The organism is Chryseobacterium sp. MMO-72, assembly GCF_037146035.1.
GTDB classification, from domain to species: Bacteria; Bacteroidota; Bacteroidia; order Flavobacteriales; family Weeksellaceae; genus Chryseobacterium; species Chryseobacterium indicum.
Map to the genome: position 1 here is coordinate 135,769 of NZ_JBBCWG010000012.1, position 12,331 is coordinate 148,099.

Annotated in this window: 12 protein-coding genes; 4 read left to right on the plus strand and 8 right to left on the minus strand. The window is 36.3% G+C overall.

Annotated features, from left to right (window positions below; all coding sequences use genetic code 11):
- Positions 1 to 103: 103 nt before the first annotated feature.
- Genes WFH39_RS16055 through WFH39_RS16070 form a run of 4 tightly spaced genes read left to right on the plus strand, consistent with a single transcriptional unit; the run spans position 104 to position 2,775 of the window.
- Positions 104 to 871 (plus strand): enoyl-CoA hydratase-related protein, encoded by a 768-nt coding sequence (locus WFH39_RS16055; RefSeq protein WP_336690611.1) that lies wholly within the window; start codon positions 104 to 106, stop codon positions 869 to 871.
- A 48-nt stretch (positions 872 to 919) separates the two neighbouring features.
- Entirely contained in the window at positions 920 to 1,342 is a 423-nt protein-coding gene (locus WFH39_RS16060) for a deoxycytidylate deaminase (protein ID WP_235131947.1), read from the plus strand.
- 6 nt (positions 1,343 to 1,348) lie between these two features.
- The gene (xerD, locus tag WFH39_RS16065; RefSeq protein ID WP_087708296.1) at positions 1,349 to 2,263 is read left to right on the plus strand and encodes a site-specific tyrosine recombinase XerD; all 915 of its coding nucleotides are present in this window, start codon (positions 1,349 to 1,351) and stop codon (positions 2,261 to 2,263) included.
- Positions 2,260 to 2,775 carry an NUDIX hydrolase gene (locus WFH39_RS16070; RefSeq protein WP_336690612.1) on the plus strand — a complete coding sequence of 172 codons (516 nt, stop codon included), beginning with the start codon at positions 2,260 to 2,262 and terminating at the stop codon, positions 2,773 to 2,775. The genes xerD and WFH39_RS16070 overlap by 4 nt, the downstream gene beginning before the upstream one ends.
- Positions 2,776 to 3,350: 575 nt before the next feature.
- Here the strand turns inward: WFH39_RS16070 and WFH39_RS16075 are convergent.
- From WFH39_RS16075 to WFH39_RS16110, 8 genes are all read right to left on the minus strand, one after another.
- A complete protein-coding gene (locus WFH39_RS16075; protein WP_336690613.1) occupies positions 3,351 to 3,809 on the minus strand; it encodes a heme-binding domain-containing protein in 459 nt (152 codons plus the stop codon).
- A 2-nt stretch (positions 3,810 to 3,811) separates the two neighbouring features.
- Complete coding sequence (locus tag WFH39_RS16080) at positions 3,812 to 5,557, minus strand: Ig-like domain-containing domain (protein ID WP_336690614.1); 1,746 nt, start codon at positions 5,555 to 5,557, stop codon at positions 3,812 to 3,814.
- A gap of 25 nt (positions 5,558 to 5,582) precedes the next feature.
- Positions 5,583 to 6,845: a serine hydrolase domain-containing protein gene (locus tag WFH39_RS16085; protein WP_336690615.1), complete on the minus strand. Its 1,263-nt coding sequence runs from the start codon at positions 6,843 to 6,845 to the stop codon at positions 5,583 to 5,585.
- A gap of 152 nt (positions 6,846 to 6,997) precedes the next feature.
- Positions 6,998 to 7,927: a 2-hydroxyacid dehydrogenase gene (locus tag WFH39_RS16090; protein WP_336690616.1), complete on the minus strand. Its 930-nt coding sequence runs from the start codon at positions 7,925 to 7,927 to the stop codon at positions 6,998 to 7,000.
- Positions 7,928 to 7,974: 47 nt separating this feature from the next.
- Positions 7,975 to 8,367 carry a GxxExxY protein gene (locus WFH39_RS16095; RefSeq protein ID WP_336690617.1) on the minus strand — a complete coding sequence of 131 codons (393 nt, stop codon included), beginning with the start codon at positions 8,365 to 8,367 and terminating at the stop codon, positions 7,975 to 7,977.
- A gap of 103 nt (positions 8,368 to 8,470) precedes the next feature.
- Positions 8,471 to 8,992: an acyl-CoA thioesterase gene (locus WFH39_RS16100; protein ID WP_214587553.1), complete on the minus strand. Its 522-nt coding sequence runs from the start codon at positions 8,990 to 8,992 to the stop codon at positions 8,471 to 8,473.
- Positions 8,980 to 9,753: a hypothetical protein gene (locus WFH39_RS16105; protein ID WP_336690618.1), complete on the minus strand. Its 774-nt coding sequence runs from the start codon at positions 9,751 to 9,753 to the stop codon at positions 8,980 to 8,982. The genes WFH39_RS16100 and WFH39_RS16105 overlap by 13 nt, the downstream gene beginning before the upstream one ends.
- A gap of 247 nt (positions 9,754 to 10,000) precedes the next feature.
- Positions 10,001 to 12,118, minus strand: coding sequence for a TonB-dependent receptor (locus tag WFH39_RS16110; protein WP_336690619.1), 2,118 nt, complete (start codon positions 12,116 to 12,118; stop codon positions 10,001 to 10,003).
- Positions 12,119 to 12,331 lie beyond the last annotated feature (213 nt).

The window sequence follows — 12,331 nt, forward strand, 5'->3', positions numbered from 1 at the left end:
ATCTTAAACAATAATTTCAATCAGAAGGAAAAAAAATCAATATTTTTTCCTTTTTTTTATAAAAAATTCATAATTTGCACAGAATAATATTTTAAAGTGGAAAATGGGTTACGAAAATATATTATTAAATAAGGAAGATAAAATATCTATTATTACAATAAACCGACCTGAGAGTTTGAATGCACTCAATGCTAAAACGATCAGCGAATTAAGTTCAGCGTTGAACGAATTAGATTCAGACCAATCCTGCAGAGTAGTTATTCTTACAGGAAGCGGTGAAAAATCTTTTGTTGCCGGAGCAGACATTAAAGAATTCAGTGATTTTGGACAGGAAAAGGCAGAAGAACTTGCTAGAAACGGACACAATACTTTATTCAATAAAATTGAAAATATGACCAAGCCTGTAATTGCAGCCGTAAACGGTTTTGCATTAGGCGGAGGTCTTGAGCTTGCCATGGCATGCCACATCAGATACGCATCGGAAAATGCAAAACTGGGACTTCCGGAAGTAACTTTAGGATTAATTCCCGGTTACGGAGGAACCCAGAGACTGCCGAAGCTTGTAGGAAAAGGTATTGCCAATGAAATGATCTTCTCTGCCAAAATGGTTCCTGCTGCAAAAGCAAAAGAAATCGGACTGGTAAATGAAGTGTATCCAATAGAAGAATTATTAAATAAGACAAAAGAATTAGCCAACATTATTGCCCACAATTCACCAATGGCAATTTCGAAAGCAATTCATGCTGTAAACTTATCGGACACGGATAAAGGTTTTGAAACTGAGATTAAATATTTCGGAGAGCTTTTTGAAATGAACGACAAAAAAGAAGGAGTTTCTGCTTTTCTTGAAAAAAGAAAGCCAAGCTTCTAAACTTTTTACCCTTAATACAAATTATTTCGAAACAAACAATGCTGCGGTATGAATAAGTTTGACAAAGCTTATCTAAAAATGGCTCAGGAATGGGCAAAACTTTCCTACTGTAAACGAAAACAAGTAGGAGCTCTTATCGTAAAAGATAGGATGATTATTTCAGATGGTTATAATGGTACTCCTTCAGGATTTGAAAACTGCTGTGAGGACAGTGACGGGAAAACACACTGGTATGTACTTCATGCAGAAGCGAATGCTATTTTAAAATTAGCAGCTTCCACGCAGTCTGCAAAAGGTGCAACATTGTATTTAACGCTTTCGCCATGTAAAGAATGCAGCAAGCTGATTCTGCAGGCGGGAATTACCAGACTTGTCTACATCAATGAATATTCGGATGACGACGGGATATCATTTTTAAGAAACCACAATATTGAAATAGAGCAAATTTCGGAAAGTGAACTAAAAAAATAACACAACATGACTTGGGATGAAAAAATTAAGGATTTTGAGATCTTTCTTCGATTCGAGAGAAACTTTTCAGAAAACACTCTCGACGCCTATATTCGAGACATCAAAAAACTAAAAGAATACGCAGAAGAAGATCTGGGCAACGTCGGACCGGATACTATAGGCTACGAAAATCTGCAGGAATACATTTTCAATCTTTCCAAACAAAAATTCAGCGAAAGATCTCAGGCGAGATGGATCTCTTCCATTAAAGCATTCTTCAAATTTTTACTTGAGGATGAATACCGTGAAGACAATCCGGCTTCTTTGCTTGAAGGTCCTAAACTGGGTCTTTACTTACCGGATACCTTAAGTCTGCCCGATATCAATAAGATTATCAGTGCGATTGAAGTAAACTCTGATCTTGGAAAGAGAAACCAGTGTATCATCGAAGTTCTGTACGGATGCGGACTTCGCGTTTCGGAACTTATTGATCTGAAAATTTCCAATATTAATTTTAAAGAACAGTATATCAAGGTAAACGGAAAGGGAAACAAAACACGTTTCGTCCCTTTGGCAGATTATACGGCAGATCTTTTGGAAAATTATATTCAGGAAGTACGTTCCAAAAGTAAAATCAATAAAAAATACGAGGACACTTTATTCCTGAACAGCCGCGGAACATCGATGTCCAGAGTAATCGTATTTTTAATTATAAAAGAATTAACAGACAAGGCGGGTGTAAGCAAAAAAATATCACCGCATACATTCAGACATTCTTTTGCAACCCATCTGCTTCAGAATGGTGCAGATCTTCGTTATATTCAGGAAATGCTCGGACATTCCAGCATTACAACGACAGAGATCTACACCCACCTGAAAACAGAGGAACTGCGTGATGTGATCTTGTCTTATCACCCGAGAAATATTAATGTAACTCAATGAAAATATTGAAATATTGCCCCAACTGCGGCAAAGAATCTTTACAGTGGGATGGAGAAAGAAAATGGAGCTGCCAAAACTGTGGTTTCACATTATATAATAACGTTGCCGGAGCGGTAGCTGTGGTAATAAGATATAATGATGAAATTTATCTTACAAGAAGAAACAGAGATCCTAAGAAGGGAAAACTCGATCTTGCAGGAGGTTTTGTAGATCCGAAGGAAAGTGCAGAAGAAACCTGTAAAAGAGAACTTTTTGAAGAGCTGCAGCTGGATGTTGATATTTCAAATTTAAAATACTTAACGAGCCTTCCAAACGTCTATCAGTACAAAGAGATTGATTATAATACCATTGATCTTTTTTATGAATACCGCGTTCCGGAAAAATTTGAAGTGAATCTTGAATTGTCTGAAATTTCAGAAGCAGTCTGGATTCCTTTAAAAGAATTGAATCTTGAGGATATTGCTTTTGATTCTCAGAAAAAGTTTTTTGAAGAGTATCTGAAGAAAATTTAATATTCCTGAAATATATTCTCCCGCAGATTTTACAGAGGTCAACTGAATATGTAAAATTTGCGGGAGATTTTTTATGCTCTTGCTTTGCATGATCAAAATAAATTAACCTCAGTTAGAAATAAGAAATAAATTTAAAAAATTGATTTATAGCATTATATTAATTTATCACAAAGAAAAACAAAAGATTTTTTACTTATTGAAAGTCGGTAAGCTAAACAAAGGCACTTCGTTTACTTAAAAAAGACAAAAATGGTATTACTTTGATAAGTTTTACGCCTTTGTATATCTTAAAACTGAATTCTTGATAATTGAATCTCTTTGTTTAACCTTGCGTTAAGAAGACTTATCCCGAACTCAGGTTAAATTAAAGATTCTTAAGTTGATTTTCAAAATCTGATTATTTTATCGCAAAGGAAAACGGAGAAGTATTCTCTGAAATGCTTTTAAGATAAACAATGCCGCTTCGCTTATCCAAGCAATACAAAAACGATTGATCGCATGAATAGATAATAACTTTGAAAATCAAATAGTTAAACTGTTCATCTTTTTAAATTCTTATATCAAACTTAAGATGATTAATAAGTTTTGGATTTCAGCATCTGATCAAAATACTGAATCAGTAAAGCTCTTTCTGCATCGGAAAGATTGGCTTCCTTGTGATAAACAATATAACCGGGCATCGGCATCGTTTTATTCCGGATGGTCTGGATCGATTTACTCAGCATACTCTGCTTTAAATCTTTGTTGTACGTATCCCAAATTGAAAAATTAAGATGTTCACGTCCTTCGTTGATGTGACTTTTCACAGACCATGAAATCGGTGCGATGTAGGCGTATTTAGGATAAACCGTTTCATTGGAATGACAATCATAGCACGCTCCTTTCAACAATCCCTGAATTTTTGCAGGCGTTTTTTTAACATCCACAAAATTAACTTTGTGATCCACCGGAGGATTTACTTTATCTGTTGAAATAAACTGAATTAAAGCAAATCCCAGCAAAGTCCAGAAAAGTATCTTCTTAAATGTTTTCATATTTATCTTGAAGGGGTTACCAAAGCGTCATTTCCTTTCAGATTAAGCTTATTCAGATCTTTAGGCTGAGATTTGGGCTCTGCTTTCGGTGTACTGATTTTTGAAGGATCCAGAACTCTTGTATCTTTAAGATCCCAGTTTTCGTTGCTGTCCCAAAGCGGTCTTACGATGGCTGTTTTGTAGTAAATATAAGAGTCTTCCGCGAAAGTTTCGTTCTGGAAATCTGCTTCATCCCAAAAGCCGTTTTCGTTATTATCCACTAAAATCCTTACAATGTATTCTCCCGGTTTAAGAATATCAAATTTAACCTCGCTTCCTTTGGTATATTTCTGGAACAACACTTTATCTGAACTGTCTAAAAGTTGCAGCCAGTAGCTTGATTTCGGAGCATTCTGAAGGATGAATTTTAAGCTTCCGAAATTCTCAACTTTATCCACTTCAAAATCGAAACGTTTCGACTGATAATTTTTTGCAAAGAATGATGAAACGGTTTCTTTCGGAATGGTAAGCTGATATTTTTTACCTGAAATAAAATCTGCTTTCACCAAAATCTGATACGGATTTTTCTCTGAGATTTTTGCGGTAAAAGGAACAGTGTTCAATGAGTCTCCTGCAACTCTGAAAATCCATTTATCAGTGTTTATTTTATCCACATAATAATTGGAAAGGATTTTAAAGTCTTCTTTCGGAGGAAGCATGGCACCGCCGTTATCGCTGTTGATATCCATTGCGTTTTTCGCATTGTATCTGTAAAACAACGAGGCGTTGTAAAGGCTGTCTTTCTTTCCTATTCCTGCATTGTACCCGAACTTTAAATTCTCGTTCGTGGTCTGTCCTACATCACTTTTTACGGCATCAAACCAGATTCTTACGGAATCGGACTTCGGAGCGTGGGTTACCTTGTACTCTTTTATTTTTTCGTTTAAAGGTTTTACGGATACTTCATCCGGTTTTCCTTCGAAAGTCATGAGAACTCCTCCCGGAGCTTCTTTCATTTCAAGGTATTTTACCGGTTTTTTAGACGGATATAATTTCAGATTTAATCCTGAAACCGATTTTTCTACGACAACAGGATCTTTTTGGAAACCTACTTTTTCTTTCCCCGGATCGTACATGGAATTTCCGTTTTCATCTTCAAACGCGATGATTTTATATTTTCCGGCAGCAAGATAATTCAGCTCAAAATAGCCATCATCATCAACTTTCGTAATGTAGTAAGGTTTTTGTCTGTAATTGATGGTGTCTTTTACCTGATATAATCCGACAACAAATTTATTTTCACTGGCTTTTTTAATGGATAAAGCATCTCTTACATCCCCGCTTACATAAAGATCATCAAGCTTGTCTCCCGTAGAAAACGCGAAATTGTAATATCTGAGAATATTGGCTTCATTATTATCTGCAATAGAATTTCCGAAATTAAAGTTGTACGTTGTATTTGCCTGTAAAGTATCTTTCCACTGGATCAGGATAAACTTATTGGCAATATTAGAAGGAACAATTCTGGTGATGTTTTTAATCGGCGGAGAAATGTTCAGGTTTTTGTTGATGTCTTTTAACGTAATGTATTCGTCAAAATCTATTCGCAACTGCTTTATATCTCTCGGTACATTTACTCTTGAAGAATCTATATTTGAGCTTAAAAATTTCGGAGCCAAGGAATCTTTTGCGCCCCCGATAGGAGAACCTACTCTTGCACAAGACTGCAAAAGGAAAGCGAAAACCAATAAAAAAAGAATTCTTTTCATGAAGATGTTTACGCAAAAATAAACATTATTCTCCATAAACTTCACCATGACCTTTCAATGTATCGCGATCATCGCTCATTACGCTGTGAAGTTTATCTTTCTGAGGCGGAAAATCTTCGAATAATCCCGATAATGCCAAAGCTGTATACACTCTGTTGGAGTATTTATTTCCAATGGCAATAATGGTGACTTTAGATTTCAGAAGATGCGCAAAAACGGAATTGGTTCCGTGCCACCAACCGTTGTGATACGTGAGTTTTTCCCCGTTATCAAAAATTTTCATCCTGAAGCCGAAACCGTAATTATTCATTCCGAATTTTTCATTGCTGTAAGGCGTGAAAACCTGTTCCATTAATTCAGGCTTTAAAAAATCTTTCGAAAACATCGCTTTTGAAAAGCTGTATAAATCTCGCGGTGTGGTATATACATTTTTATCTCCGTAAATTAAATCCAGTCTGTCCAAAGGATACAGTTTATTGCCTCCGTAATAAAAAGACTGTGACGCTGTCGGAATATCTTTTTCCTGAAAAATATAGGTGTTTTTCATTTTCAGAGGATCAAAAACCATTTCTTTCATTGCCTGCGGAAAAGGAACTTTTGTTACTTTTTCAATAATTAAAGCCAACATGGCAAAATTGGTGTTGCAGTACATAAATCCGGTATCGGTTTCTCTCGCCAGATCCGGTTTATATTTAATGATCATATTCAAAATATCCTCATTCGTAAGGAACGTTTTTGAAAGTTCTGCGGGAGCCGGCTGAATTTTCGTGATGAAGTATTCGTATTTCGGGAGACCGCTTCTCTGGTCGAGCAATGTTTTAACGGTAACATTCGGATAAGGAAAACCCGGAAAATACTGGGTAAGATGATCGGATAAATTCACTTTTCCTGCTTCAATGAGTTTCAGCATCGCCATTGCGGTTAATGTTTTTGAAACAGAAGCGACATGAAGCGGCGTATTTTTACCGATCGGGTTCTGATTTCCTTCTCTGGCAAAGCCTCTGTAATTTTCGTAAATGATATTATCTCCTTTCGCTACTAAAATTCCCCCGCTCAGATCGCCGTTTTCCCAAACTTTCTGGTAGTAACTATTGATGTAATTTGCGAGTGAAGCCTTATTGGCAACCTGATTTTCAGCAGGTGCAAAAACTTTGGCTAAGTCTACATTTCCGTAATTGGGAAGATTGGTGGTGCTTTCAGCGACACTGTCCTGATTTTCAGATTTTTTTTTGCAGGAAAAAAGAAATAAAAAGGCAGATAATACAAGGATAAAATTACGCTTCGTCATGAGTTTCGAAAATGAGCGGCAATTTAATAAAACTCGAAATAATTCGTATCTCCTGAATAGAAATTATGAATTATTTAACATAAATAAAAATGAAAAATAATTCATAAAGTAGTATCGTAAAAATTTGTTATTAATCTTACTGAATTTCAAGGCTAAGCAAACTGTTCCACAATTTTATCTACAATCACCTGCGCCAGTTTTTCCTTACTCTGAACCGTCCAGCCTGCAATGTGCGGTGTCACAATTACTTTTTCAGATTCCAGAAGATATTTCAGATCTTCATTTTCCGTTTCCAGATTTTCGAAAGAGGATTTTTCGTATTCCAGAACGTCAAGACAGGCTCCTTTTACTTTACCTGCTTTTAACGCCTCAACTAAACTTTTCGTTTCAACATTCTTTCCTCTTGCAGTGTTTACAAAATAGAAATTGTTTTTCATCTCAGAGATAAACGGACCATCCACCAAATAATAGGTCTGTTCCGTTAGAGGAATATGTAAGCTTACAACTTCAGCTCTTTCTTTTAATTCTTCCAGAGAAACCTGTGTTGCAAATTCATCCGAAAGACCCGGCAGAATATCATGAAAAATCACGGTACAGCCAAAACCTGAAAGTCTTTTTGCCGTAGCTTTTCCCATATTTCCGTAACCGATAAGTCCCACTGTTTTTCCCAACAGTTCGTCGCCTCTGTTTTCTTCCCGAAGCCAAATGCCGTTTTTCACTTCCTGAGAAGCGATGAAAAGTCGGTTCATTAAAATCAGCAACATCCCGACAACGTGTTCTGCCACAGAATCCCTGTTTCCTTCCGGAGAATTAATCAGTTGAATTCCCAGTTTTTCAGCCACCGGAATATCTATATTTTCCATTCCTGCTCCTACTCTTGCAATGAATTTCAGATTTTTAGCTTTTTCTAAAAAATTCTTGTCCAAAGGAATTCTGCTTCGGATGATAATTCCGTCATATTGTTCAATTTTAGCACAAACCTCATCATAAGAAGAGCTGAAATCTTCTTCCAGAATAAAGTTTTTAGCTAAAAGCTGTTCGGTAATTAAGGGGTGGTTTTTATCGAGGAGTAAAATTTTCATTTTTTTAACACTAATGACACTAATATTGTTGCACAAATGGCACTAAACTATAATTTGCCGTTGATTACTCTTTTTACTCCATCTTTAAAATGATGGGTATTAAAATTAATCAACATTCCGAGTTTGGAATTGCTCAATCGAAGATAGGTAAGAATCTGAGCTAAATGCACATCATTCAGTAACTCAACGGATTTTATTTCTAATATAAATTTATTTTCAATAAATAAATCGAGCCTGTAACCTACATCTAATTTCACATCTTCATAAATCAAAGGCATTGGTTTTTGTTTTTCTACAAAAAGTCCCTGCTTTTGAAGTTCATACAGCATACATTCTTCGTAAGCGCTCTCTAACAATCCGGGTCCTAAAACTTTATGAATTAAATAACCGGACTCATAAACTATTTTCGAGATTTCATTTTCAGAAATATCATTTTTCATCTTGTGTTATAATAATCTAAAACACAAATTTCTTTTTAAATGTAGTTACAAAATATAATTACTTGCGGAAATTTGTGTAAACATTTGTGTTATTTGTGTTTAATCAGCTCGGCTCCTGGAAAAGCTTTTTAAGCTCAATAGATTCAGAAGGTTTCATTCTTCCGGACAGAATCAGGGAAAGTTCTTTTCTTCTCAGTGCCGCTGCATATCGTTCTTTTTCAAGATCTGTTTCAGGTTCCATATCAGGAATCGGGATCGGTCTGTTGAACTCATCTACCGCAACGAAGGTATAAATTCCTTTGTTGGTCTGAATTTTTTTATGATTGATCGGATCGTCCAACCAAACATCTACATAGATTTCCATTGAGGTGGAAAAAGCTCTGGAAACTTTGGATTCCATTACAACAATTCCTCCTTCCGGAATCGGATGGTCGAATGAAACGTGATTTACGGATGCCGTTACGACCCTTCTTTCGCAATGTCTTGTTGCGGAAATAGAAGCGCATCGGTCCATTCTTGCCAATAATTCTCCTCCGAAAAGGTTTCTCAATTGATTGGTATCATTCGGAAGTACAATATTCGTCATCACCGTCAGAGATTCTGACGCCTTTTTTATTTTTGCCATTTCGTTGTCTTAGTGTTGTTTTGAGTTGCCGGAACTTTTGCCGCGTTCTGCACGGCGGGCTGAATGGTTTTTGGTGCTACAGAATCTTTCTTTAAAGAATCTGCAACCGGAACCGGAGTTATTTTTGGCTGAACTTTTACCGTATCCTGAATTCTGTGGGTTTTTGTCTGTACAGAGATATTCGCTTTATCAAAAGATTTTTCTCCGAAAAGAAGTTCCTGTTGCGTGTATGCTACGTATACGATTCCTAAAATCGGGATGATAACCAGAAAAGCCCAAAGAATAGATTTATTAAACCGATAATCTTTCTCAGTATTCAGAGAAGTTGCTAACGGAATATTTTTATTGCTGATATCGGAAATCTTAATTTCTTCCAGACCATAAAAATCCGGATGATCGGATTGCAGTCTGTTTCCTTTAAAATGCGTTTTGCCGTCTTCTACAAACAGTACTCCCAATCCCTGAATTTCAAGGGTCTGATCTGCCTGTAATTTTTTCTTCCAAAAATCCGTCTGAATCTGAAGATCTGTTTTTGAAGCTTCCAAAGTCATCTGCTTCTGCCCCGCAATAAAAGATGCCAAATCATCAGACTTCACCTCATAATCGGGAGTGTATACGATTTTGCTTGCAGGAGGAAGAATGCTCCCATTTTCGGAATTGATAATGGCTTTGGAATTTTCCAAAGAAAAAACGCCAAAATCCGGAACAATAACGGTTCCGAATTGTTTCAAATATTCTAAAATGTAAGCTGAAATATTCATTTGGCAGCAAATTTATGACTTTTCCGCGACTTTTTGAGAGATTTATTGATGATGAATTTATGTTTAAAATTATTAGATATATGAATTATATTTTGGGATGAAACCAATTTTACAGAATTTAATTTTGAAAACACGCTAAAGTCCGCTCCTATTGATTTTAAAACTGAAAAACAATAAAAAAGACTGCCGAAGCAGTCTTAAATCTAACTTTACATTCTATAATTAATCTTAAATATAGCCTGAATGTTTACTGAATTTTCCAGCTGATCCCAAACATAAAATTCGTTCCTGCCTGAGAAAAATAATATGGAGAACCGTCATAAACAGCTCCGTTGTTCACATACTTTTTATTGAATAAATTATTAACCAAAAGCTTCAGGGCAATCTCATTATTTTTAATTTTAAACTGATACTGCGCATTAAAATCGGTTAAAAAATAATCTTTAAGCTGTAAATTTTCATCTTCCGAATTATCCAGATATTGTTTTCCGACATACTGATTCATCAATGCAAACTGGAAATTCTGCGTTGGATTGAATTTCAAACCTAAATTGGCAATCACATCCGGAGAAAAAGAAATCTGCGTATTTCCGAGATCTTTAACACCAGCTTCTGTTTCCACTTTAAAATCTAAATTTCTGTTGTTGCTGAAACTCACATTTCCGGAAAGCTCCCATTGTTTGGAAAGCTTTGCCAAAGCTCCAAGCTCAATTCCGCTTCTGTAACTTTTCCCCGAATTCGTTCTGATGAAAGCCCCCACATTATTCAGTTCGCCATTTAAAACCAACTGATTTACATAGTACATATAATATAAGTTTGCGGTAAAAGATACTTTTCCGAACTGCTTTTCTACTCCGGCTTCAAAATCGTGCAGCTTTTCAGCCTTTACTTCATTGTTTGCCAAAAGATCATCTCTGTTCGGTTCGCGGTGCGCATGTGCATAGGAAACGAAAATTTTTCCTGCTGAAATTTTATAATTGATTCCCGCTTTGGGATTAAAGAACAGCCAGTTTTTATTTAAATCAGCACCTTCTCCATCGCCAGCCGTGATGATTTTTGTATCATAATCTACATTTCTCAATTGCAGGTCTCCGAAAAATTCAAAATCATTCATTCTTACCAGTGCTTTGGCAAAACCTGAAACTTCATTTTTCACAGAGCGGTTTCTGTAATATTCATGCTCATCAATCTGGGGAAGAAAAACGCCCGTTACATTTCCGAAATGTCTTCCGTAATATTGATTGGCAACGGCTCCGAAGTTCACATCTACAGCTCCTAATTTTCCGTAAAGCGTAGAAACAACGCCGTAGAAATCGTTATCCAGCCATTTCTTTCTGATGAAATCCGTTCTCGTCAAGGTTTGAGAACCATTGATGAAGTTAGGAAGATTATATTTCGAAAATTTAGCGTCCTGCTTATAATTTTCATAATATCCTTTTCCTTTGGTATAATGTACCGTTGTTTCTAAATTCCATTGAGCATTAAATTTCTGTTCCCAAAGCAACTGATAATGATTTTGTCGGTAATTATCCGTTTCGTTATCGTAAAATCCGACGATGTTTTCCCAATTCGAATCATAAATCGCTCCCGAATAATTAAATTTAGGATCGGTTTCCCATGTTTTCCGGTCGATTCCGTTCCAAGCCTGATACGTTTTTTCTTTTCCTCCGAAAGCCATCAGACGAATTCTTGTATTTCCTTCCTCATATAAAGCGGTCAGATTGTAAGAATTTAATTTTGAGAAAGCGCGGTCTATATATCCGTCAGAATTAATGTGGGTATATCTTCCCATCACAGAAAGACGGTTTCCCCAGAATTTTCCGGAACCTATTTCCGCAGAATATTTGTAGGTGTTGAATGATCCGTAACTGTCATCCGTTTTAAAGTAAAACTTCTCTTCAGGATCTTTGGAAAGTACATTGATGCTTGCTCCAAAAGCTGCAGAACCATTATTGGAAGTTCCCACCCCTCTCTGAATTAAAATCTGGGATGCCGAACTCGTAAGATCCGGAACATTCACGAAAAACGTTCCCTGACTTTCGGAATCATTGTACGGAACGCCGTTCATCATGACATTAATAGCGCTTCCCGCAACGCCACGAATCCGGAATCCTGTATACCCCACTCCGTTTCCGGCATCTGAAGTTGAAATGATGGAAGTCTGATTCTTCAGTAAAATCGGAAGATCCTGTCCTAAATTTCTGCTGTCCAAATCTTTCTGAACATTGATGATTTCTTTGGCAACAGGAAGTCTTTTGGTAAAATTAACGGCTTCAATTTCCCTTACTTTCAGGGAATCGGAATTCTGCGCCTGTAAAAAAGCGAAAGAGCCAACGGTAAGCCCTAAAAAAAATAATCCTTTCATTCTATAAATCTTTAAAATTTAATGAATAAAAGGGGCGGATTATGATGAGTAATTGATAATCGGTAATAAGTAATATGATGAGGATTACTCATTGCTCATTACCTATTGCTCATTTTTAATTTCCCTAAACGGCATTACCCGTTCCAGGTTCATTGGGTATAATCTCAGCTTGCTACAGCACCCCTTTATTTCAGCCGCGAAATTACGAAAAAT

Coding starts and splice junctions, on each gene's coding strand:
- WFH39_RS16055 (WP_336690611.1), top strand. CDS start 104: ATGGGTTACGAAAATATATTATTAAATAAGGAAGATAAAATATCTATT.
- WFH39_RS16060 (WP_235131947.1), top strand. CDS start 920: ATGAATAAGTTTGACAAAGCTTATCTAAAAATGGCTCAGGAATGGGCA.
- xerD (WP_087708296.1), top strand. CDS start 1,349: ATGACTTGGGATGAAAAAATTAAGGATTTTGAGATCTTTCTTCGATTC.
- WFH39_RS16070 (WP_336690612.1), top strand. CDS start 2,260: ATGAAAATATTGAAATATTGCCCCAACTGCGGCAAAGAATCTTTACAG.
- WFH39_RS16075 (WP_336690613.1), bottom strand. CDS start 3,809: ATGAAAACATTTAAGAAGATACTTTTCTGGACTTTGCTGGGATTTGCT.
- WFH39_RS16080 (WP_336690614.1), bottom strand. CDS start 5,557: ATGAAAAGAATTCTTTTTTTATTGGTTTTCGCTTTCCTTTTGCAGTCT.
- WFH39_RS16085 (WP_336690615.1), bottom strand. CDS start 6,845: ATGACGAAGCGTAATTTTATCCTTGTATTATCTGCCTTTTTATTTCTT.
- WFH39_RS16090 (WP_336690616.1), bottom strand. CDS start 7,927: ATGAAAATTTTACTCCTCGATAAAAACCACCCCTTAATTACCGAACAG.
- WFH39_RS16095 (WP_336690617.1), bottom strand. CDS start 8,367: ATGAAAAATGATATTTCTGAAAATGAAATCTCGAAAATAGTTTATGAG.
- WFH39_RS16100 (WP_214587553.1), bottom strand. CDS start 8,992: ATGGCAAAAATAAAAAAGGCGTCAGAATCTCTGACGGTGATGACGAAT.
- WFH39_RS16105 (WP_336690618.1), bottom strand. CDS start 9,753: ATGAATATTTCAGCTTACATTTTAGAATATTTGAAACAATTCGGAACC.
- WFH39_RS16110 (WP_336690619.1), bottom strand. CDS start 12,118: ATGAAAGGATTATTTTTTTTAGGGCTTACCGTTGGCTCTTTCGCTTTT.